Origin of the sequence: Streptomyces sp. Rer75, from assembly GCF_013414305.1 — a bacterium.
Taxonomy (GTDB): Bacteria; Actinomycetota; Actinomycetes; order Streptomycetales; family Streptomycetaceae; genus Streptomyces; species Streptomyces himastatinicus.
The window spans coordinates 1323883-1345785 of the sequence record NZ_CP058693.1; the positions used below are offsets into that span (position 1 = coordinate 1323883).

The window sequence follows — 21903 nt, forward strand, 5'->3', positions numbered from 1 at the left end:
TCCTAACGGCGTCCTGCGGTCTCACCCAGCCCCTGAGCACACCGTGATCGACAAGACACCCCCTAGGAGGAAGAGGAAGAGAGGATGAAGCCGGTGTAACCGCTCCGGGCCACGGCGTCGCACTCCTCCCGGTACCGGTCCAGCCCGCCCGCGTAGGCGAGGAACACGCGGGGTTTGCCCGGGACGTTCGCTCCCGTGTACCAGGAGTCCGCCGCCGGGTAGAGCGTACGGGCGGCGACCTCCGCCACGCGCACGCCCCAGTCCGTCTCGGCCCCCGGGGCGACGTCGATCTCCGTGAGGCCGTTCCTCCGCAGGTGGGCGATGCAGTCGGTGATCCACTCGACTTGCTGTTCCAGGGCCACTGCGATGTTGGCGAGCACGGACGGGCTGAGCGGGCCCAGGACGGTGAAGAGGTTGGGGAAGCCGCTCGAGACGAGCCCCAGATAGTTCCGGGGGCCATCCGCCCACCTGTCCCGGAGCGTCACGCCGCCCCTGCCCACGATGTCGATGGCGAGTTGGGAGCCGGTCAGGGCGTCGAAGCCGGTGGCGAAGACGATCGTGTCGAGGACGTGCTCCCCGTCCGAGGTCCGGATGCCCCGGGGCGTGATCGTCTCGATCGGGGTCGTGCGCAGGTCCACCAGCGTCACGTGCGGCAGGTTGTAGGTGGCGTAGTAGCCGGTGTCCAGACAGGGGCGCTTGGTCGCGAACGGGAACGTGCGCGGGGAGAGCAGTTCGGCCGTCGCGGGGTCGGTGACGATCGACCGGATCTTGGACCGGACGAACTCGGCCACGGTCTCGTTGGCCGTCTCGTCGGTCAGGATGTCGGTGTAGGTGCGCAGCAGTCCGCTCAGCAGGCCCGAGTCCCAGCCGGCCTCGTAGGCGGCCGTACGCTCCGCCTCGTCCGCCTCCAGGGCCGACCGGGTCGGTGGCTCGAAGACGGTCCCGCCCCGGGACAGCCGTTGGGCCCGCCTGAACTCCGGGTAGCGAGCCTTGAGTTCCGCGATCTCCGTGGCCCGCAGCGGGCGATTGTGGGCCGGCAGCACGTAGGCCGGGGTGCGCTGGAAGACGGTGAGAGCGGCCGCCTCATCGGCGATGACGGGGATGGCCTGGACGCCTGAGCACCCGGTGCCGATCACGGCGACCCGCTTGCCGGCGAAAGAGACGTCCTCGCGCGGCCACCGGGCGGTGTGGTGGATGGAGCCCGTGAAGCTGTCGGCGCCGGGTATTTCGGGGTCCTTGGGAACCGACATGCAACCCGTCGTCAGGACGACGAACCGGGCATCGACGACCCGACCGGTGTCCGTGGAGACCCGCCAGAGGTGACTGTCCTCGTCGTACACGGCGCGGGTGACCCGGGTGCGCAGCACGACGTCCCTGCACAGGTCGAACCGGTCTGCGACGTGGTGGATGTAACGCAGGATCTCCGGCTGGGAGGCATAACGTTCGCTCCATTCCCACTCCTGGTCCAGTTCCGAGGAGAAGGAGTAGGAGTAGGACATGCTCTCTATGTCGCAGCGGGCTCCGGGGTACCGGTTCCAGTACCAGGTTCCGCCAATGTCGTCACCAGCCTCGAAGACCACCGCCGTCAGGCCGAGCTCACGAAGCCGGTACAGCTGGTAGAGACCGGAGAGCCCGGCCCCGACGACGACGGCATCGACCGGGTGGGCAGCGGAAAGCGGGCCGGGGATGGTATCCATAGGGGTTCTCCTGTTCTTCCGGATCACCTTGCGGACCGGATGTGGATGCCTGCGGTGTGGAGGGCGGCGAGGTGGACGGTGGCGGCCTTGCCGTGACGAATGGCCGGCCGCGCCACTGCGTGAGCTCGGCCCCTCTTCACGGGAGCCGGCGTGTGCCGCTCAGCGCCACCGCCGGGATCACCGCGAGGGCGAGGGCCCCCGCCACCGTCGCCAGGGCCGGATAACCGCTGCTGCCCACCACCAAGCCCGAGACCATGCCGCCCGTCGCGCCCGCCACGGACATCCCCACGTCCGCCAGGCCCTGCACCGCGGCGCGGTTCTCGGCGGGGGCGGCGTCCGTGATCAGGGCCGTGCCGCCGAGCAGGGCCAGGTTCCAGCCGACGCCGAGAAGTACGAGCGCGCAGGCCAGCAGCGTGGCGGAGGTCGGCGGGGCGAGGCCCGCGGACAGGCCGGCGCCCAGCAGGACCGCACCGGCTGCGGCAGCGACCCGCCGCCCGCCGATCCGGTCCACGAGCAGGCCGCTCAGCAGTGACGGCAGGAACATCGCGCCCACGTGCAGGGCGATGACCAGACCCACCGCCTGCGTCGCATGGCCGTGGCCGGTCATGTGGACGGGCGTCATGGTCATCACGGCGATCATCACCAGCTGTGCGGTGATCATCACGGTGGCGCCGGTGATGACACCAGGGGTATCGCGCACCGGACCATGGGGCTCTGTGCCGGGCTCGGCCACGGCACCGCGGGGATCCTGGGGCTGCGCCAGGACCAGCGGGTCCGGGCGCAGCCACACCAGCAGCACCAGGGCCGCGGCTGTGTAGGCGGCCGCCGCCAGCAGGAAGGGGCCCGCCAGCCGTGGAATGCCCCAGGCGTGGGCGAGGGTCCCGGTGGGGCCGATCAGGTTCGGGCCCGCGACCGCGCCCAGTGTCATGGCGAACAGCACGGTTCCGGTGGCCCGGCCGCGTCGCTCGGGCGGGGCGAGGTCGGCGCCCGCGTAACGCGCGAGCAGCCCCGTGACCGTACCCGCCCCGTACACGAAGAGCGCGGCCAGGAGCAGGGCGGGCCAGCGCGCCGCGGCTCCCGCGACCACGCCCGCGCTGCCCAGCGCGGCGACTCCGTTGCCGAGCGCCAGACCCGGGCGGCGCCCGAAGCGCTGACAGACGCGCCCGAGGACCACGGCTCCGAGGGCCGCACCGATGGTGAACAGCGCGGCCGGCAGCCCGGCCAGGCTGGTCGAGCCGAGCAGGTCCTGGGCGAGCAGCGCGCCGACCGTGATGCCGGCCGCCATGCCGGCGCCACCGAGCATCTGCGAGACGACGAGTACCGTCAGAGCGCGGCGCCGTTCCCGGGAGAAGTCCGCCGCCGGGGTCGACGGGGCCGTCCGGGTCACGCGTGGTCCCTCACCGGGGCCGCCGGGCCGTCGGGCGTCTGCGCGTCGTCGGCCAGGGCGGCTATCTCTCCCAGGGACATGCCGAGTTCGTCGTGCAGGAACCGCACGATCGTCCAGTGCGGCAGGGCGTCGGCGTCGAAGGGTCCGAAGGCGGCCGTGTAGAGGGGGATCCAGCGCAGGGCCTCCTCGGCGGCGGCCTTCCGCCCGGGGGCTTCCTGGTAGGCGTCGTAGGAGATGCTCCGATGGTGGATGAAGTGGCCGCCGGGCAACCGCTGCTCGCACAGGTCGCGGTACTCGCGCGTTTGCAGGATGAGGTAGTGCCATATCTCGTCGATGTCCTGCTCGACGGGGAGGAAGAGGCCGCCGAGCCGGCCGGGGTGGCGGGAGACGAGGTAGAGGTAGCGCAGGCACTCGCGGACCTGGTGCCGGACGACGGATGCGGACGGAGCGTCGGGCTTGGCCGTGAAGTGCCGCACCACCTCCTCGTGCAGAGCTGCGCCGAGCAACTCCTCGGCGGTGGGCGCCCGTTCGGCGGCGGTGTCCGAGGGGGCGTGGGCTGCGGACGTGGGCATGAGGCTCCTGTCGGGAGGTCGTCGCCGGGCGCGTCGGACGGGCGCACGCACAGGGACAGCCGGTACGTACGGGGCAGGACGGGACAGACGGGGTCAGGACGGGTCGGGCATGGTCAGCCAGGCGTACTTGCCGGAGCGCCCGATGGGTATGCCGGTGCGGTGTTCCACCTGACAGGCACGCCCGGTCAAGTCGCTGACGGACGCGGACAGTTCGGCCGCCTCACCGGGTGTCAGCGGCGCGTCGTCGAAGGTCGTGTACGACAGGCGGCACTCGCCTTCGTCGGTCAGGTGCAGCTGGTGCAGGAAGACGCGGGTGCAGACGCCGGCGATACGGGCGTCGAGATCGGCCTGGGAGACGGGCCCTTCGGGGGTGGGCAGCAGCTCCTTCTCCCGCCCGCAGAAGGAGACGATCCGCTCCGGGTCCGCGCTGCCGTCGCGGGTGCGAACGCAGTCGCCGGACCGGTAGCGGACCAGCGGCATGTACGGGTTGCGGACGCTGGTGACGATGAGGTTGTGGATGCCGCTGCCCGGTTCCACCGGGATCAGCTCGACGCTCATGTCCTCCAGGTAGGGCTGGTAGCCGCCTTCGGCATCGCTGTAGAAGAGGTAGCCGAGTTCGGTGCTGCCGAAGAGGTCGACCACCGGGCAGTCGAAGTGGGCGCGCAGGTAGGCGCGGACGTTCGACGGCGTGTACTCGTAGGCGTGGACGATGCCGACCGGGCGGGGAAAGTCGTCCCACAGGCCCCATGCGGAGACTTTGCGGACCAGGTGCGCCAAGTGGTAACCGGAGCAGTCCAGCAGATAGGCGCCGCGGGGGTGGGCGGTGGCCGCCTCGCGGACCTCGGCGAGCATGCGCTCGACCTCGTCGCGGTCCCAATCGGCCGGGTCCAGGCGGCGGTTGAGATACAGCGTACGGTCGTCGAGCCAGCGTTCACCGGGGGTCGTGCCGGGCTTGCGGGCGTTCACCCGGGCGACGTGCTCGGTGGCGAGGACGGTGGTCAGTGAGACCCGCCGGGCGCCGTCGTGCCACGAGGCGCCGAGATCGGGGTGCTCGCTCCACAGGCGGTAGTAGGAGCGGAGCAGGAAGTAGGGCGGCCGGATGAGCTGCATGCGGGCGTGGTTGGTACCGGTGGACAGCACGAACTCGGCTTCTCCCGCCTCCAGTGCGCGGGACAGCTCGGGAGTCATCCAGTTGTCGGGGAAGCCCCGGGCGATCTCCGGCTTCTCCAGGATCGGGAAGTGGCCGCGCTCGATGGAAGCACGGTAGATCGGGATGTCGCGCACCTTGTCCAGGACATCGGCACTCGGCAGGCGGTTCACGGGGGCCCTCCGGGACGGGGTCGACGGCGGGAGGAGCGAGCGAGAGCTGCCGGCGCGGCGACGGCCGCGCCGGCAGCGTGGGACATCAGCGGGTCAGGAGATGCAGCCGCTCTTGGGGGCGGTGCTGATGCAGCCGCTCTTGGGCGTGGCGCTGATACACCCGTCCTTCGCGGCCTGGGCGGAGTTGGCGGTGACCCACTTGCGCCACACGGAGTCCTCCGTCATGCGCTTGATGAGCTGCTCCATGGTGAAACCTCCTGCAATAGAAGGGATCTGGCTTGTTTTCATGAAGGGATGGTTTTGCGGTGATCACCCATCGGCATTGAAAGTAAAGAGATGGTCAATCAAGCGTCAAGGGGCAACTTGTCAATTGACCTGAACCGCACCCTCGCGCGCGGCGGCCGATCGGGGCCGCAGCCGTACACCGTCGCCCGCGCGCCAAGCCCCGCGACCACCGCTCGCCGACCCCCCGGCCGTGGAGTCGACGCCCCGGAGGTGTCCGAATCCCCACCGCGTGATGTCGCCTCCCCAGTAGACGCCCGGGGTCGCCGGGGAGACTTGCTCCACCTGAGCCCGCTGCTTCCCGGTCAGGCCACCCGCATCGGGATACCGCATGACACCGATGAGGCCACGGCGATCCGGAGCGCCGCCGAGCACCGCGCGGAACTCGCCGCGCACACGGCTGGGCTGGAGGCAGCCTGGGCACGCGCCGACGACGTGGACTGGAGCCGTCCGGTCACCTTCCGCAACGCGGACCTCGCCGCCACCGTCTTCGCACGCTGGCGCGAGGCGTGGATCCACATGGTCGACCTGGAACTCGGCGTGCGGCCGGAGGACTGGCCCGATGAGCTGGCCGCACATGCCATCGAGTTCCTCCTCGGCCGCCTCCCAGCAGGCACACGCGTCCATGCCGAGGACGTGCGCCGCCAATGGTCCGTCGGCGACGGGCCGCCGGGCACGGTGGTCACCGGACGCGTGCGCGACCTGGCGGCCTGGCTGGCCGGACGTACGCCCGTGGTCTCACCGATGGCGGCGAAGGAGTTGCCTGCTCTCGGGCCCTGGCCGCCCCACCCGCCACAGCGACTGGACCGCGCCTGACGACGTCGCCGGGCAGGGTGTGAGGGACGCGCCGATCTTGGCCCGCGCGGCGGGCGGGCGTCAGCGCAGTGCAACCTCGCCCTTGTGGCCCGTATGGACGGCACGCATGGCGCGCTCGACAGTCTCCTGGTTTTCGCCGACCGGAGCCACGTAGTCGATGACATCACGCGCGGCGTCCTCCCCGAGCGTTCGGGTGATCACCCACGTGGCGAGATACTGGGACGCCAGGCAACCGCCCGCCGTAGCGATGTTCCCCTCGGAGTGGAACGGCGTGTCCAGCACGGTGACCCCGCTACCGATCAGCACGACGTCGGCTTCGGTCACGAACTCCATCGGGCGCTGCCCGGTCACCTCGACACCATTCATCGACGTGACCACCGGCGTCGGCGTCGTGATGAAGGCTTCCAAGCCGTCCTTACGGCACCGGTTGATCAGCGCGCAAGCGATGAAGCTCTGGCGAACGGCCTACGAGTGAGCACATGAGGTGTCAGGTAGATGCCTGCCCCGGGTGCCCCTTCCCTGATAGCGTTCACGGCATGTCTGCTGCTTCGTGCGCGGCCGCTTGCGCCGCAGTGACCAGGACGTCCCGCTAGCGGCGGGACGTTCGACTCACACATTCCTCCTGGACGTCCAGCCGCTTCGTGATCAGACCGGAGCGGCACGTTCGTGCTGCTCAGAACTTCCTCTGAGCGACGGAGCACCTGATGCTTCCAGGCATCCTTTCTTCCCGCGGGCACAGCCCGTCCCCGGCACGCGCATGGCTGGTGCTGTGCGCGATGTCCATGCTGCAGTTCTTCATCGCGGTCGACGTGACCGTGGTCAACATCGCACTGCCCTCGATCGGCGCCGACTTGGACGTCGACGGACACGCTCTGACCTGGGTCGTGGTCGGGTACACGGTCACCGGTGGCGGGCTGCTGATGCTCGGTGGTCGGCTGGGCGACCTGCTCGGGCGGCGGCGCGTGCTGCTGCTCGGCACCGGCCTGTTCGGGGTCGCGTCCCTCCTGGCGGGCCTGGCCCCCACATTTGTCCTGCTGGTGGTCGCGCGCCTGGCGCAAGGCGCCGGTGAGGCTATCGCGCTGCCCGCTGCGATGGCCACCATCGTCTTGATGTTCTCCGAAGGTCCACGCCGGTCGCGGGCCCTGAGTGTGTGGGCGGCGGTGGCCAGCTGCGGTCTTGTGCTCGGATTCGTCCTGTCCGGAATCATCACCGCCCACCTGGGGTGGCGGTGGATCTTCCTGATCTCGGTCCCCTTCATCCTGATCGTGCTGCTGGCGGCCGTTTTCCTGGTCGAGGGTGACCGGCCCGTGGATAAGGGCGCCTCACCGCTGGACATTCCCGGCGCGCTGCTGCTGACCGCCTGCCCGCTGTTGTTCATCTTCGGCGTGGTCGAGGCCGGCGAACCCGGAACACCCGCATGGGTGGTCCCGGGGGCGCTGGCAGGGGCGGTGGCCGCCGGAGTCGGGTTCGTTCGGGTCGAGGCACGTTCGCGCAACCCGCTCCTGCCGCTGCGCTTCTTCGCCAACCGCACGCGTGTGGCGGCTAATCTGGCCACGATGCTGCTGAGCGGGGCATTGTCGACCTCGTTTTTGCTGTTCACCTTCTATCTACAGGACCGTTTGGGCATTGGCCCGCTCGGCGCGGGCCTGACGATGCTGCCTCTGGCGGTCTCGCTGATTGTGTTCTCCATGCTCGTGCCGCGTCTGCTGGGGCACTGGGGAGCACGCGCGTGCGTGCTCGCCGGCATCGGCTTCACCGCGACCGCAATGGCCGCGGTAGGGCTCGTCTCGGCCCTGCGGGCAGGCGGCGTGGCGATGATCCCGGCCATGCTTCTGATCGCGGCCGGGATGGGGTTCGGCCTCGTGGGGCTCCAGTACCTCGCGGTCTCCGGCGTCACCGACGGCGACGCCGGGATCGCCTCGGGTGTCCAGCGCGCGGCTGATCAGTTGGGCGGTGCGACCGGGGTAGCAGTCTGCGTCGGGATCGGGTTCGCCCCGTCCGTCCACTCCCTCGATCCGTTCCTGGTCGCCACGCTCCTGGCCGCCGTGGGGCTCGTGACCGGTGCGGTCGTGGCCTGGCGCATGCCTGCTCCCGCGCCCGCTCCCGCAGCGGACCTCCAGGAACAAACCGGCTGACGTTCACCCCGCAGGAGGTGTGCCGCCTTGGCAGACGGAACGGCACACCCCTGCGGGGCTGACTGGTCAACGCCCTCTACGGCCGAGCGAAGGTCACGTGTCCGTCCTGCCCTCATGGCCATCGAGGACTCCCTCTCCTACAGCAACGGCACCCTCAGCGTCGACAACACCCAGCGCAACTACCCGTGGGATGCGGGGACTTCGGCGTTCCGCGAAAAAAACACCTCGTGCCGCAGCAGCACCTACAGTGCCGTCAGCGGCCAGGGCCCAGCCGGTATACCTCCGTCGCCGTACTGGCGAAGAGCTGGTTCCTCTCCTCGGTGCTGAAGGCGGCTGTCAGTTCGCTGAAGGCGGCGTAGAGCCGGGTGAAGCTCGAGTACAGGCCGTCCACCGGGAAGTTGCTGGCGAACATGGTGCGGTCGGGGCCGAAAGCCTCTATCGCCCCCAGAACGATGGGCCGGATGGAATCGACGGTCCAGCCGTGGTCCTGTGTTCCGATGCCGGACACCTTGCAGACGACGTTCTCGCATTGTGCGAGGCGGCGCATCTGCTCCCGCCACCGGGCAAGGCCCGGTCCGGTCCGGCTGATCGGCATCCCGGCGTGATCGAGGATGATGCGTACATCCGGAAAGGTGCGGGCGAGGACGACCGCCTGGTCCATCTGGTGCGGGTAGATCTGGAGGTCGAAGGAGAGGCCGAGTGCGGCCAGGCGGCCGAAGTTGGTCAGCCACGAGTGCGCTTCGATGATGTCGGGGCGGGACGTGTGTGTGTACACGGGGTCGGGGTGCCAGCTGAGGATCTGCCGGATCCCCCGCACCCCCGGCTGGGCAGCCTGCCACTCCAGGTCTTCCGTGGCGGAGTCGGCGAGCAGGTCGACCTTGGCCACCAGTGCGGAGGGAATCGGCGCGGACCGCATGACGTCGGCAAGCCACGCCGTCTCGGCGCGGGGGTCCTGCGCTCCGTTCTCGATGTGCACTGACCCGATCAGGTCGATGTCACCGACGTCGTCCAGGTAGTCCGCCACGAGGTAGTCCCGGCGTATCGGTCTGTCGTCGCCGTGGTAAGGAAAGCCCTGCTCGACTGGTCGTTCCAGCCACGGGTAGGAGTGCTGGGAGAGGTTGCACAGATGGTGGTGTGCGTCGACGACCGGGAAGCCCGGCAGTCGCTGTTCCGCTTCCCGGTGCGGGCCACCGCTCATGACGGTTCCCCGGCCTGGGTGCCCGCGATGGTTCGTATGAGGCCCGAGTGGTCGAGGTCGCCATCGCCCCCGGCCACCATCCTGCTGAACTGGCCGAGGAGCAACTCGGTCACCTCGGACGGCGCACCGGCACTCTCCTCGGCCTCGCGCGCGAACATGAGGTCCTTGAGCTGATTACGAGCGCTGCCGCCGCCGGTGAAATCCCCGCGCAGCCAGGAGCCGCCCTTCTGCTTCAGCACCTCGGACCCGGCCAGGCCACCGGTGAGGGCGGCCAACAGATCGGCTCGCGACAGACCGTAGTGCTCGGCCAGGCAGAGCGCCTCGCACAGAGCCGCGATGGTTCCCGCCACCACGACTTGGTTGCACGCCTTGGCCAACTGGCCCGAGCCACTGGCCCCCATGTACACCACCGTCTCGGCGACAGCGGCGAATACCGGCGCGAGCGACGCGACGGTCTGCTGGGGGCCTCCCACCATCAGACTCAGGGTTCCGCGTTCCGCCCCGGGGACGCCGCCGCTCATGGGGGCGTCGACGAGCCGGATCCGGTGTTCTCTCCACAGGTCCTCGGCGAGTGTCCGCACTGCGACGGGCGAGACGGTTCCGTGGACGACCAGGATGGGTTCTTTGACGCCGTTGCCGCGCCATCCTTCCAGGAGACCGTGAGGACCGGGGAGCAACGACTCGACCTGTGGTAGGTCGGGCAGCACGGTGAGCACCACGTCCCTGGCTGCTTCGGCGGGCGAGGCGGCTTGTCGGGCCCCCAGTTCCACCGCCCGTGCGGCGCGTGCCGGCGTGCGGTTCCAGACGGTGAGGGTTTCCAGCCGACGGACGAGGTTCACCGCCATCGGTGCCCCCATGGGTCCCAGGCCGAGAAGAGACACCGAGGGGCGGGGTCCGTGCGACGTCGTCACCATTGCTGAAGGTCCTCGTAGTCACCGATCGTGATGAGGGCTTCGGGAGCCACCTCATCGAGCGACATGCTCGCTTCGAATCGGAGCAGGTCGCGGCAGCGGCGCAGGTCCACCGGCACGTTCCGGCCTGGAACGGGGCTTCTTGCCACTCCGGGGGCGTAACGGGCGAGCGCGTGCTCGGTGTCGTCACGCAGATAGGTACGAGGGGCGGTGACGAGGATGCCGGGCGCCGCCGGTGTGTCGTGTGTCAGCGCCGCGGCCACCGCGCGGGCGGAATCGGTGACGTCCAGATAGGTCCAGCCTTCGCACGCGGCCCGCCGGGGGTCGTCTCTCATCAGCAGGTCCAGGTGTTCGGCGAACCGCCGCCCCCCGTCGAGAGTGATGTCGCGTACGAGTGGGAAGCGGATTCCGGTGATGTTCATGGCCGTGCGGCTGCCGATCTGGGCGGCGGCTTGCTCGTTGGCCTTTTTGGACAGCGAATAGGGGTCGGTGAAGTCCTCGATCGTCGACTCGCTGAAGGGGTACCGCTCGGGGAGCAACGGCCGGTCGTTGAGGGGAAGTCCGGTCGCGTTGATGCTCGATGCGTAGACCACCTTGTCGACGCCGCACTCCGCGGCGATGGAGAGCACGGCGTACGTGCCCACGGTGTTGACGGCGTACGTCGTCACGTCGTCGGCGATGCGGGGGCCGGGAATGCCGGCGAGGTGCACCACCGCGTCCTGATCCCTCACCGCTCGGCGAATCGTCCCGGGGTCGGTCACGTCCCCCTCGATGACGTGCACCCGGGCGTCGAAGGCTCCGTCCCCGCGGTCCCGGTCCAGTACGGTGACGCTCGCGCCCGAGTCCACCAGTTGTCGCACTGTGGCGCGGCCGATGAGACCGGATCCGCCCGTCACGAGGATGCGCTCGAAGGTCATGGGGCCTCCGCTCCCACGGTCTCGCCCGCCGTCTTCTGTGGCTTCGCGCCGACCGGAGGTTCCGTTCTTCTTCTTCCGCCCAGCATGGGCCATCCCTTGGCGCCCTGGTCGAGGGCGACGGCGATGACGACGACGGCACCGGTGACGATCTGTTCGTAGAAGCTCGGCACGTTCAGCAGCACCAGGCCGTTGGTGAGGGCACCGAGGATCAAGGCGCCGACGAGGGTGCCTGCGATCCGGCCTTCGCCGCCCATCAGGTTCGCCCCGCCGATCACTGCCGCGGCGATCGCGGTCAGCAGGTAGGGGCTGCCGCCCTCAGGCTGTGCGGCGTTGATGCGTGCGACCAGGACGAGTCCGGCCACGCCTGCCAGCGCGCCGGACAGGCCGTAGACGCCGAGCTTGATCCGGTTGACATGGATGCCCGACAGCCACGCGGTTTCCTGGCTGCCGCCGACGGCGATCACGTTCTCGCCGAAGAGTGTCCGCCGCAGCAGGAGCCATGCCACGATGCCCAGGACCAGCACCAGGACAACCGCGATGGGTACGCCGCCGACGTAGCTGTTCAGCAGGAAGACGAAGGACGAGGGGACGTTGTAGACGGGATTGCCGTTCGTCACGACGTAGGCGCACCCCTGGAACACACTCATGGTGCCCAGCGTCGCGATGAACGGTGGGAGCTTCAGAGCTGTGACCAGTACACCGTTGACCAGTCCGCAGGCCGTGCCCACCACGAGGCCGATGAGGAGCCCCAGGAGCGGCGTGACGCCGTGGTTGACCATCAGGTAGGCGCTGACGATGCCGACGAAGCTGGCGATGGAGCCAACAGAGAGATCAATGCCTCCGGTGATGATGACGAAGGTGACGCCCAAGCCGATGATCGCGTTGATGCACGCCGAGACCGCGACGTCGCGCAGGTTGCTCAACGCCAGGAAATCGGAGTTCAGCGCGCCGAGGAGGATGAAGATCGCCACCGCGGCGGCGTAGATCCCGAGCGCTTGCGCGCTGACGGCCGGAAGATTGGTGCGTCCCCACCTGGACGTGTGGTTCGGCTCAGTCATGGAACGCCTCCGTTTGGCCCATGGCGCTCGCCACGAGCCGGTGTTCTGTGATCTCGGCTCCCGTATGCACGGAGTTGAACCGGCCGGCACGCATCACCAGGACGCGGTCGCACAGGGTGATGAGCTCCGGAAGGTCCGAGGAAACGACCACGACCGCCTTGCCCGCACCGGCCAGCTCGTCGATGAACTTGTAGATCTCGTAGCGCCCGCCGACATCGACGCCCTTGGTCGGCTCGTCGAACAGATACACCGCCGAGTCCCGCCACATCCATTTGGCGATGACGAGCTTCTGCTGATTGCCGCCCGAGAACTGGCGCGCCTTCAGCTGGACGTTGTTCGGCCGTAGAGCCAGCGCACGGGCGGCGTCACGAGCGACGGACACTTGCTTCTTCCGGCTGGTGAAGGGACCGACCCCGCCGCCCAGCTCTCGCGTGGCCGTCATGGCCACGTTGGTGAAGGCGGGAAGCCCGAGCACGAGCCCCTGCCCCTTGCGGTCCTCCGGGATGAAGGCGATTCCCGCGCGCCGGCTGTCACGCGGGCTGGAGATGTGCGTGCGACGGCCCTGGAGTGCGACGGTCCCCGAGCAGCCGGTATCCGCGCGGATGACAGCCCGCAGGAACTCGGTTCGCCCCGAGCCCACGAGGCCCGCGATGCCCAGCACCTCGCCCCGCCTGACCTCCATGGAGAGCGGGCCGACACCGCGCGGATGGGTCACGTCGGTTGCGGAGAAGATCACCGGACTGTCCGCTGGCACTGGGTGCTTGCGTGTGAACTGGAGGAGTTGGCGGCCGACCATACGGCGCACGATCTCGTCCTGGTCCGTCTCCGTGATGGGGCTCCGGAAGGCCACCTTGCCATCCCGCAGTACCAGGACCGAGTCGGAGACGGCCATGACCTCGGGCAGTTTGTGCGACACGTAGAGGATGCCCACTCCCCGTTCGCGTGCGAGGGCCCGGATCCGGGTCAGCACGTGTGCGACATTGTGCTCGAGCATGCTGGTGGTCGGCTCGTCCAGTGCGACGACCTTGGGGTCGAACGCGAAGGCACGGGCGATCGTCAGGGCGTGCCGCTGCGCCGGGCTCAGCGTGGACAACCGTTTCTTCGGGCTCATGGGGAAGCCCATCAGGCGGACGTCGTCGAGTGCCCGGCCGACGATGTCGGCCATCTGGGTCCGCTGTGCCCGTGGGCGGCCGAGCATCAGGTTCTGCGCGACCGTGAGCTGGGGCACCACCGCGGGCTCCTGGTGGGCGATCACCACGCCGTCGGCCAGTGCGGCACGCGGGCTGTACTCGTGGCGCGCGACGCCGTCGAGGACCACGGACCCGCTATCGGGTGTCAGTGCTCCCCCGAGGACAGCCAGGAGTGTGCTCTTGCCGGCGCCGTTCTCCCCGGCAATCGAGCAGACCTCTCCCCGGCCGAGGCGGAAGGTCACACGGTCAAGGGCACGGACGCCCGGAAAGGACTTGGCGACATCGTGGACTTCGAGGAGATGGGTTGCCATCTTCGTCGAACCTCCTGGTCGTTCCTTGCTGACGTGACCTACGGCATGCCGGAGGCGTACTCGTCGACGTTCTGCTTGTCGATGATGAAGGCGGGGACATCGACCCAGCCCGGCACCTTTCGGCCGGCCAGCAGCCACAGCGCCGTGTTCACGCCTGTCGCTCCCTCGGTCGCCGGCCGCTCGCTGACCGTGGCGGTCATGTTGCCGGCGGCGATCTCCTTCTTCCCCTGGGGAATGCCGTCGGTGCCCAGGAGGAGAACCTTTCCCGTAAGGCCCTTCTCCTTGATGGCGGCCGCCGCACCCAGGGCCATCACGTCGTTCTGGGCGTAGAAGGCCTTGATGCTCGGATGTGCGGTCAACATCGCGGTGGCGATGTCCTGTGCGGCTCTCTGGTCCCATTTAGCGGTCTGGGAAGCGACAAGCCGCAGGTTGGGGTGGGCTTTCAGCCCCTTCTTGAAACCGGCACCGCGGTTGAGCGCATTGGAGGATCCGGGATCACCTTCGATCATCGCCACCGCGCCTCCGTCCGGCAGTTTTTTGGCAATGTAGTCGGCCGCGGTCTTGCCGATGACCTTGGCGTCCGGGCCGACGTAGACGACACCCGGCACGGTTCCCTTCGCATCGTTGAGCACGATCGCCGGCTTGCCCGACGAGAGGGCAGCCTTGTAGACACTGTCCAGACCGGTGGCGGATATCGGTGAGGCAAGCAGCGCGTCACAGTCCTGTTTCATCGCGGTCTGCGCTTTGTCCAACTGCTCGGTGATGGACGATTCGTCGTTAACGGCATAGGTCTTGTAGTCGACCCCCAGCTTCTTGGCTTCCTTCTCGAAACCGTTTCGCTCGTAACTCCAGAACTCGTTCGACAGCGTCCTGGTCACGTAGCAGACCTTCGTCCCCTTTTTCACCTTGGGCGCCCCGAGGCTGGACTGCACATCCCGCACCGGCTTCTTCGCCGTGGCGTCAACCAGTTTCGTGATGGACGAGGACGAGGAGTCACCACCGTCCGGTGTCGCGGAGCAGGAGACCAGCACTATGGCAGCCGGAACAGCGAGCGTCGCCGCCCACCTGCGTCGTTGTACCGTCATCTGTCTGCCTTTCCGATGTGGAGCGAATCGAATCGAGGTCCCCCCGGAATCTCCCGAACCAGGAGCTCTTCTGTTTCCGTTCTGAGTTCGAGTACCTGGCGAAACGCTCCGTCGAGGTCCACGTCGTCCCAGGTGAGGATTGAGCCCTTCGCGATGTCACGGCGCAGCTCGACGTGGTGCGCCAAAGCGACGGGAAGCGCCCTTCGCGCGACCGACGCCCGGGCGGATATCAGCTTCCCCCAAACGGTATAGCCGCCTTCACCGTCGAGCACTTCGCCCGCGGCAAGATCTTTCTTCGCTGTCGCCACGACATCACCGAAAAAGCCCTTGGGCGCACCGGTGGCAACGCCACGGAGAGCGGCGTTCGCTATGGTGATGCCGAGCTCCAGGCCTACGTAATGGTAGGGCCGGTACAGCGCGGCGTACTGCTTCGTCGGGTCCGGATGCCAGGGGTATTCCCCGAAGCAGCCGGAGACGTAGTCATTGGTGGCCTTGACGACGACGAAGACACCCTCCTGGGTGTTGTGAGGAATCCAGGCACCATCGCGGGTGACGCTCGACATGACGTCCACCGAACCCTCATGCGCCAGGACGCCACCCGCCCCCTTCGGTCGGCAAATGGTCGCGATTTCCTCGACATCACCCGGCGTGAAAGTGAGACCGTCGTCGGATGGAATCAGACCAGCGGCATTCGAAACGGCCGCCATTTCGATGGCCGCTTTCGTGCCATCACGGAACGATGTGTGCATGTAGGGGTTGAGCTGGCCGGAGTCGGTGAGTTCCTTGGAAAACTCCCAGTTCTCCCATACGTTGTCGGGGTTCATCTCGTGGTAGTGCTCCAGGTATTTGGCACCCTTTCCGGCGCACACCACCTGGAAGCCGGACGTCCTCGCCCAGTCGACAAGCTCCATGACCAGCGCGGGCTGGTCCCCGTAGGCGAGCGAGTAAACGACTCCCCGCGCCGCTGCTCGCCTGGCAAGCGCCGGCCCGACCAGCGCGTCCGCCTCGACGGTCACCATGACGATGTGCTGGCCGGTGTCGATGGCCCTGACCGCGTGGTCCACACCGACGATGGGGTTCCCCGTGGCCTCCACGATCATGTCGATGCCCTCGGTGAACAGGGAGCCGGCGTCGGACAGGACCGCTGTCCGCCCGTGCGCCAGCGCGTCGTCGAGATCGTCCGAGGCGGCTCCCTCGGGCCAGTCGACCAGCTTGAGCGCCTGATGCGCCCGGTCGAGATTGATGTCCGCTATGGCTGCCACGTGGATGCCGGGCGTGGCGCGTACTTGGGCGAGGAACATCGTGCCGAAACGACCGGCGCCGATGACACCGACCCGGATCGGGTTGCCGTCGTGCTCGCGGGCCAGCAGCAAGTCATGCAAGTTCACCCGAGTCTCCCTGTGGCTGGTAACATGTGGTACCGGTTCCAGTTTTGTACCACGCGTGTTTCAGGAGGGTCAACGGTCGCGTTCAGAGGTCTCGGAGGTCTCGGTTGCCCGCCCATGACAGGCCCACCGGCGGCACACACACGCCCGGCGCACAGGGCGGCACCGGTGCTTTACTGTTCGTCGCTGTTCAGAGAGGAGAACCATGAAGAAGGCGGCCACCATTCGAGATGTCGCTGCCCAGGCGGGTGTGTCCGTCTCCGTGGTGTCGCGCGTCCTCAACGACACGGGCCCGGTCGCGCCTGCGAAGCGCGCCCAGGTTCTCGAGGCGATCGAAGCTCTCAACTACCGCCCCCGCAGGGCAGCGCAACAGCTGAGTCACGGCCAAAGCGACACCATCGGTCTCCTGCTCGCAGACCTGACCAACCCGTTCTTCGCCCGGCTCGCCGACCGGGTCGTCGCCGAAGCGCGATCCCGCGAGCTTCAGATCTTGCTCATGACCACGCAGGAAGACCCTCATCTGGAAGCGCAAGCACTCGAAACCCTCCTGGACCGTTCCGTGGGCGGCATGATCGGAACACCGACCGGCCACAACATCGAACGCTGGGAAAAGCTCGCGGCGCTCGACATCCCCGTGGTCTTCGTCGACCGGTCCATCAACCAGTTCCAGCAAATGGACGTGGTGAGCATCGAGAACATCGAATCCGCCGCCACCGCGACCAGGCACCTGCTTGCGCGCGGACACCGGCGCATCGGCATCATCTCCGGACCGCTGGACACCACCACCGGGCTCGACCGAGTACGGGGTTACGAACGGGCGTTGCAGGAATACGGACTGGCGCGCGACGACAGTTTGGTGTGCCCGGCCCCCTTCCGGGGCGACCGCGGCGCCACCGCGATGGCACAGATGCTCTCGCTTGACGACCCGCCCACCGGGGTCATCGTCGCCAATACCGCTCAGGTACGAGTGACGCTGCGCATGCTCTCCCAGGCCCGGGTGTCCATTCCCGATGATCTGTCGGTCGTGGTCTTCGACGACAATCCGTGGACGGAACTGATCCAGCCTCCCCTGACCGCCGTCCGCCAGCCGATCGACATGCTCGCTCTCCACTCCGTGGAGTTGATCCATGCGCGGATGCGGCAGAAGCTTCCCCCAACGCCCCGTCACGTGCGTGTCGCCGCCGAGTTCGAGGAGCGTGCCAGCACGTCGCGAGTCGATCTGAACGACGGGTGACTCGCTGAAGCTCTCCGTCAGCCATGAACGAGACCTCGGAGCCCCCATGGAACAAGCAGTCGTCGTCACCGCCGTCTTCACCCCTCTGCCCGGTTCCCGGGACACGGCGCGAGCTGCTCTTCGAGCCGCCCTGCCCGACGTCCACGCAGAGGAGGGGTGCCTGCTCTACGCGTTGCACGACGCAGCGGACGGGTCGTTGGTCCTCATTGAGAAGTGGGCTTCGCGAGAACACCTCGACGCCCATGCGTCCGGCGAACCGGTCGCACGGCTCAACCGCGCGATCGAAGGTCTCCTGGAGGATGCGCCGGCCGTTGTGACCATGACGCCGTTGCCCTCCGGGGACGTCTCCAAGGGGCAACTGTGACCGTCTGACCCCGCCTACCGGCGTGTGTGCGGGCTGTTCGCGGCGTTTTATGGTCCTCACGGTGAGCGGCCACAGTTCGGCGAACCGCTGGTTGCCCGCGCTCAATGCGCGGATCAGCTCCGCCAGGCGCGTGTCGTGAGGGAAGCGGCCGGTGGCGCGGCGCAGGTCGGACACGACGGCGGCGTCGGTGGCGTACCTGCCCAGTCGGTCACAGGCCATACCCCAGGCCGTCACCGAAGGGACGGACGCGATCGTCGGCCTCGCCACCGGAAAGCCCGGCGCCGGCTCCGGACGCTTCGTCGACCGAACCGGAGAGATCGCCTGGTAGCGGTCCCGGAAGGCACGCTGCACGGCTGGACTCGGCGTCGTAGTGAACCGAGATTTTTTCGTCAGCCATATTGTTAACAATTTCGGTGACAGTTAGGTTGACGGGCAACATCACACCGAGAGGAGAGCGATCGTGCAGCCCACGACGGCCCCGGCTGCCGGGAGTCCACCTCCGCGACTGCGAGGCAGCCAGGTGGCGGTTCCCTGCTGGTTCATGCGCGGCGGCACGTCTCGGGGGCCATTCTTCCGCGCCGGCGACATGCCGTCGGATCGCACCGCGCGTGACGCGGTGCTTCTGGCGGCCATGGGGTCACCCGATCCTCGCCAGCTCGACGGTTTGGGCGGCGCCACCCCGTTGACCAGCAAGGCCGGCATCGTCGGACCCAGCAGCCGAGCGGACACGGATCTCGAGTTCGAGTTCGCACAGCTTCAGCCCGACAGCGATATCGTCGACACCACACCCAACTGCGGCAACATGCTGGCGGCCGTCGTGCCCTTCGCCATTGAGTCCGGGCTGCTCGTCCCGGAAAGCGACACGACCACGGCACGCGTACTCACCCTCAACACCGGCCTGGCCGCCGAGATCACCGTCCGTACGCCGGAAGGCGAGTCGGGCCGTTACGTCGACTACGCGGGCGACACCCGTATCGACGGCGTTCGCGGTACGGCGGCGCCCATCACGATCAACTTCCTCGACACCGCGGGCTCCGTCTGCTCGGCTCTGCTGCCCACCGGCCACACCCGCGACCGCGTCGAGGTCGAGGGCGTCGGGCCCATCGAAGTCACCTGCATCGACAACGGGCAGCCACTGGTGATCGTCGACGCTTCCGACCTCAACCGCACCGGCCACGAGTCCGTTGCCGCTCTGAACGTCGACAAGGAACTCAGGGACCACATGGAAGCTCTACGCCTCACCTGCGGCGAGCTGATGGGGCTCGGCGACGTGACCGCGAAGAACTATCCCAAGATGACGCTCGCCTCCCCGCCCGCCCGCGGTGGCACGATCAACACCCGCAGCTTCATCCCGCACGTGTGCCACGAGTCGATCGGCGTCCTCGCCGGGCCTCAGTTCGCCCACTTTCTGCGATTCGTCGAACGCAACAACGTATGGGTGAAGGTGACCTGCCCCGAGCGCCTCAGCGTCACCGGACCGGCGGCTCTTGACGGCCAACAGCACGCCTACGCCGACGTCGTGCCCTTCGCTCGCCGAGCCATCGAAGAATTCCCGGATCTCGTGCTGTGGGGTACCGACTGGCCCCATCCCAACCTCACCGACCACATGCCCGACGACGGGCTTCTGGTCGACTACGTCCCCCAGGTGGCGGTCACCACGGAGCAACAGCACAAGCTGCTCGTCGCCAACCCGATGCGGCTCTTTCGCCACCACCGCCCCCAAGCTCATCCACGTGTGGGGAGTCACGATCGACCAGGTGGCCTATGTCACCTCGCGGTCGTTCGTCGGCATGTTCTTCGGATCCGTGATCGCCAGTGGCATCGCCGACCGGTGGGGCCGTAAGAATGCGCTGACTTCGACCACGCTGTTTTTCGGGGCCTTCTCCTTCGCCTCGGTATTCTCCTGGGACATCGTCTCGCTCGGTGTGTTCCGGGTCCTCACCTCGGCGGGGCTGTCCGCCATGACCGTCGTGGCAGTCATCTATGTCAACGAGATCTACCCTGCCGCCGTCCGTGGCAAGTTCCAGGCCTACGCCATCGTCATCGGTATCTGCGGCACGCCGGCCACCAATCTCATCGCCAGCGCGGTCGTGCCGCTCAGCGACTGGTCGTGGCGGCTGGTCTTCCTCTTTGGTTCCCTCGGTATTCTCTTCGTTTTCTTCACCCGGCACATCAAAGAGTCGCCCCGCTGGCACGAAAGCAGAGGCGACTACCGCAAGGCGGACGCGGTCCTCAACCAGATCGAATGTCAAGTCGCCGCCGAGACGGGCCCCCTTCCCGAGCCCGCGCCCCCGGCCGACGAGGCACCGTCCGCCAAGGCTCCGCTGCGCCTCCTGCTCCAGAGGAAGTACCTTGCGCCGACACTCCTGCTCACGGTTCTGTGGGTGACGCAGACCATCGGCTTCTTCGGCTATTCGAGCTGGGCACCTACCCTGCTGGCCAAGGAAGGCTTCAGCATCGAGAAGTCGGTCTTCTACGTAGCTCTCACGACGGTCGGCGCACCGCTCGGCTCCTTCCTGGCCTCCCTGGTCACCGACCGGTTCGAGCGCAAGTGGTGTCTGGTGGCCTTCGGCACGGCCATCGCGCTGTGCGGCCTCTTCTACGGACTCACCTTCGATCCCGTCCTGATCGTCGTCTTCGGCTTCCTGGTGAACCTGTTCGAGCGCGGTTATACGGCCCTGGCCTACGCCTACTCCCCCGAGCTCTTCGACACCCGTAGCCGTTCGCTGGGGACCGGTATCCCCTACGGTCTGGGCCGGCTGTCGAACGCCGCAGGCCCCCTGATCGTCGCGGCCCTCTACAACAAGACGGGCTACCAGTTCGTCTTCTTCTTCATCGCCGGCACCTGGATATTGGGGGCGATCGCCCTGGCAATCTTCGGCCCCAGGACCCGCCCGGCACGGCTCGCTTTCGCGAAGGAGCGGCAGCAGGCAGTGATCTGACCCCGCCACACCGCAGGGCGTCTACTGCACATGCAGGAGGGCCCTATCGGCGGCCACACGAAGACGGGCGGGGGCTGCCCGGACAGGCTGGACGGCCTATCTGCTCGACGCGCGCCCATCACCCCGACATCGTCGTCATGGACATCCGCATGCCCGGCACCGACGGTCTCACCGCCACCGCCACGATCTGCGCCGACCCCGACCTCGCCACCACCCGCGTCCTCATCCTCACCACAGTCGAGACCGAGGAACACGTCGCCAAAGAGGGCCTCGTCGCCGGCATCCGTACCGTCGTCGCCGGCGCCCCCAGCCCGGCACCCACCCCGCGGCCCGGAGAAGCCTGGCCGACCTCACCGACCGCGAACGCGAAGTCATGGCTCTGGCCGCGGGCGCCCGGCCCCGGGAATCTGGAACACCGCCTTCCCCGTACTACGCTTTCGCCGTCAGGAGCTGAGAGCGCTCATCGACGGCCGGTGACCGGAAGGGCGTGGGCCCGCCATGTCCGAGCCCGAGCCCCCGTCCCCCGGACCAGCGGCGTCCACCCGGGCTCACGAGGGCGGCAAGGGGGAGCGCACCCCCGCGTCGAGACCGTCGTGTCCTCGCCAGAAGGAGTTGAGCCGGACGTCCTCCGACACCGCGTCGAGGGTGTAGCAGGCGAGCCAGGCTTCCGCATCGCCCGCGCTGATCGCAGCCAGGCAGGTACGGACGAGGGCTTCATAGGCGCACATACATCTCGGCGATGCTGCTCATGACGGCGGCGTGACGGGCGCCGCGTCGAGCGACACGTCGCCGTCGAGGTAGCGCCTCGGCGAGGTGCCCACGGTTCGGCGGAACGCGGTGAGGAAAGCGCTCGGGGCGCGTACCTCACTGCGTGTGCGACACCGGACACGGGCCGACCCACGGGAGGTGCCCGGTGTCGGAAGTGCCGGCGGATCGAGTACGAACTGTCCGCACCCCTGCGAGGCGGATCGCCGATAGATCCGGAGAGAACTTCTCGCAATATGTGTTAACAACGGAGCGATCCCATGCTAATAATTTCGCCATCGACAACGCGTCCGACACCCCGGGGAAGCCCCTACTCCGATTCCCGTCCCACCCG

Annotated in this window: 21 protein-coding genes and 3 pseudogenes; 7 read left to right on the plus strand and 17 right to left on the minus strand. The window is 68.0% G+C overall.

The features are described 5' to 3' along the window. Nucleotides 1-62: 62 nt before the first annotated feature. The 5 genes from HYQ63_RS04940 to HYQ63_RS04960 all read right to left on the minus strand — a co-directional run bounded on the left by HYQ63_RS04940 (nucleotide 63) and on the right by HYQ63_RS04960 (nucleotide 5222). Entirely contained in the window at nucleotides 63-1697 is a 1635-nt protein-coding gene (locus HYQ63_RS04940; protein WP_179932694.1) for an NAD(P)/FAD-dependent oxidoreductase, read from the minus strand. 136 nt (nucleotides 1698-1833) lie between these two features. Continuing rightward, nucleotides 1834-3084: an MFS transporter gene (locus tag HYQ63_RS04945; RefSeq protein ID WP_257231623.1), complete on the minus strand. Its 1251-nt coding sequence runs from the start codon at nucleotides 3082-3084 to the stop codon at nucleotides 1834-1836. Beyond that, on the minus strand, nucleotides 3081-3656 hold the full coding sequence (locus HYQ63_RS04950) for a hypothetical protein (protein WP_179932695.1): 576 nt from the start codon (nucleotides 3654-3656) through the stop codon (nucleotides 3081-3083). Before HYQ63_RS04950 ends, HYQ63_RS04945 begins: the two co-directional genes overlap by 4 nt. Nucleotides 3657-3749: 93 nt before the next feature. Then, entirely contained in the window at nucleotides 3750-4976 is a 1227-nt protein-coding gene (locus tag HYQ63_RS04955) for a hypothetical protein (protein WP_179932696.1), read from the minus strand. 93 nt (nucleotides 4977-5069) lie between these two features. Beyond that, nucleotides 5070-5222: a hypothetical protein gene (locus HYQ63_RS04960; protein ID WP_179932697.1), complete on the minus strand. Its 153-nt coding sequence runs from the start codon at nucleotides 5220-5222 to the stop codon at nucleotides 5070-5072. Nucleotides 5223-5534: 312 nt separating this feature from the next. On the opposite strand from HYQ63_RS04960, the gene HYQ63_RS04965 reads away from it, so the two are divergent. Continuing rightward, nucleotides 5535-6074, plus strand: a complete 540-nt coding sequence (locus HYQ63_RS04965) for a maleylpyruvate isomerase family mycothiol-dependent enzyme (RefSeq protein ID WP_257231624.1) — start codon at nucleotides 5535-5537, stop codon at nucleotides 6072-6074. 60 nt (nucleotides 6075-6134) lie between these two features. On the opposite strand, the gene HYQ63_RS04970 is transcribed toward HYQ63_RS04965, so the two are convergent. Then, complete coding sequence (locus HYQ63_RS04970; RefSeq protein WP_257231625.1) at nucleotides 6135-6482, minus strand: hypothetical protein; 348 nt, start codon at nucleotides 6480-6482, stop codon at nucleotides 6135-6137. A gap of 368 nt (nucleotides 6483-6850) precedes the next feature. Between HYQ63_RS04970 and HYQ63_RS04975 the strand changes: the two genes are divergently transcribed. Beyond that, on the plus strand, nucleotides 6851-8209 hold the full coding sequence (locus tag HYQ63_RS04975) for an MFS transporter (protein ID WP_179939765.1): 1359 nt from the start codon (nucleotides 6851-6853) through the stop codon (nucleotides 8207-8209). A gap of 253 nt (nucleotides 8210-8462) precedes the next feature. Here HYQ63_RS04975 and HYQ63_RS04980 read toward each other — a convergent pair whose 3' ends face one another. From HYQ63_RS04980 to HYQ63_RS05010, 7 genes are all read right to left on the minus strand, one after another. Next, nucleotides 8463-9407 (minus strand): amidohydrolase, encoded by a 945-nt coding sequence (locus tag HYQ63_RS04980; protein WP_179932698.1) that lies wholly within the window; start codon nucleotides 9405-9407, stop codon nucleotides 8463-8465. Further along, complete coding sequence (locus HYQ63_RS04985) at nucleotides 9404-10321, minus strand: NAD(P)-dependent oxidoreductase (RefSeq protein WP_179932699.1); 918 nt, start codon at nucleotides 10319-10321, stop codon at nucleotides 9404-9406. The genes HYQ63_RS04980 and HYQ63_RS04985 overlap by 4 nt, the downstream gene beginning before the upstream one ends. Beyond that, on the minus strand, nucleotides 10315-11235 hold the full coding sequence (locus tag HYQ63_RS04990; protein WP_179932700.1) for an NAD(P)-dependent oxidoreductase: 921 nt from the start codon (nucleotides 11233-11235) through the stop codon (nucleotides 10315-10317). Before HYQ63_RS04990 ends, HYQ63_RS04985 begins: the two co-directional genes overlap by 7 nt. Then, entirely contained in the window at nucleotides 11232-12206 is a 975-nt protein-coding gene (locus tag HYQ63_RS04995; protein ID WP_179932701.1) for an ABC transporter permease, read from the minus strand. The genes HYQ63_RS04990 and HYQ63_RS04995 overlap by 4 nt, the downstream gene beginning before the upstream one ends. A 79-nt stretch (nucleotides 12207-12285) precedes the next feature. Beyond that, a complete protein-coding gene (locus HYQ63_RS05000) occupies nucleotides 12286-13794 on the minus strand; it encodes a sugar ABC transporter ATP-binding protein (protein ID WP_179932702.1) in 1509 nt (502 codons plus the stop codon). Nucleotides 13795-13832: 38 nt separating this feature from the next. Next, entirely contained in the window at nucleotides 13833-14879 is a 1047-nt protein-coding gene (locus tag HYQ63_RS05005; protein ID WP_179932703.1) for a substrate-binding domain-containing protein, read from the minus strand. Next, nucleotides 14876-16267, minus strand: coding sequence for an NAD(P)H-dependent oxidoreductase (locus HYQ63_RS05010; RefSeq protein ID WP_179932704.1), 1392 nt, complete (start codon nucleotides 16265-16267; stop codon nucleotides 14876-14878). The genes HYQ63_RS05005 and HYQ63_RS05010 overlap by 4 nt, the downstream gene beginning before the upstream one ends. A gap of 202 nt (nucleotides 16268-16469) precedes the next feature. On the opposite strand from HYQ63_RS05010, the gene HYQ63_RS05015 reads away from it, so the two are divergent. Beyond that, complete coding sequence (locus HYQ63_RS05015) at nucleotides 16470-17498, plus strand: LacI family DNA-binding transcriptional regulator (RefSeq protein ID WP_179932705.1); 1029 nt, start codon at nucleotides 16470-16472, stop codon at nucleotides 17496-17498. A gap of 46 nt (nucleotides 17499-17544) precedes the next feature. Beyond that, nucleotides 17545-17862, plus strand: a complete 318-nt coding sequence (locus HYQ63_RS05020; RefSeq protein WP_123100038.1) for a putative quinol monooxygenase — start codon at nucleotides 17545-17547, stop codon at nucleotides 17860-17862. A 78-nt stretch (nucleotides 17863-17940) separates the two neighbouring features. Here the strand turns inward: HYQ63_RS05020 and HYQ63_RS44340 are convergent. Together HYQ63_RS44340 and HYQ63_RS45865 are read right to left on the minus strand one after the other, a co-directional pair. Beyond that, a pseudogene (locus HYQ63_RS44340) lies at nucleotides 17941-18081 on the minus strand (hypothetical protein); the annotation flags it as partial. Further along, nucleotides 18071-18301 carry a hypothetical protein gene (locus tag HYQ63_RS45865; RefSeq protein WP_179932706.1) on the minus strand — a complete coding sequence of 77 codons (231 nt, stop codon included), beginning with the start codon at nucleotides 18299-18301 and terminating at the stop codon, nucleotides 18071-18073. The pseudogene HYQ63_RS44340 and the gene HYQ63_RS45865, both read right to left, overlap by 11 nt. A gap of 81 nt (nucleotides 18302-18382) precedes the next feature. On the opposite strand from HYQ63_RS45865, the gene HYQ63_RS05035 reads away from it, so the two are divergent. The 3 genes and pseudogenes from HYQ63_RS05035 to HYQ63_RS05045 form a co-directional block, all read left to right on the plus strand. Beyond that, nucleotides 18383-19705 carry a PrpF domain-containing protein gene (locus HYQ63_RS05035; protein WP_373689026.1) on the plus strand — a complete coding sequence of 441 codons (1323 nt, stop codon included), beginning with the start codon at nucleotides 18383-18385 and terminating at the stop codon, nucleotides 19703-19705. Beyond that, a complete protein-coding gene (locus tag HYQ63_RS05040) occupies nucleotides 19620-20804 on the plus strand; it encodes an MFS transporter (protein ID WP_179931891.1) in 1185 nt (394 codons plus the stop codon). The genes HYQ63_RS05035 and HYQ63_RS05040 overlap by 86 nt, the downstream gene beginning before the upstream one ends. Nucleotides 20805-20911: 107 nt before the next feature. Beyond that, nucleotides 20912-21192 (plus strand): annotated as a pseudogene (locus HYQ63_RS05045) (response regulator); the annotation flags it as partial. Between the two features lie 160 nt (nucleotides 21193-21352). Here the strand turns inward: HYQ63_RS05045 and HYQ63_RS05050 are convergent. Continuing rightward, nucleotides 21353-21532 (minus strand): nuclear transport factor 2 family protein, encoded by a 180-nt coding sequence (locus HYQ63_RS05050; RefSeq protein WP_179932708.1) that lies wholly within the window; start codon nucleotides 21530-21532, stop codon nucleotides 21353-21355. A gap of 18 nt (nucleotides 21533-21550) precedes the next feature. Further along, a pseudogene (locus HYQ63_RS44350) lies at nucleotides 21551-21702 on the minus strand (AraC family transcriptional regulator); the annotation flags it as partial. Between the last annotated feature and the right edge of the window lie 201 nt (nucleotides 21703-21903).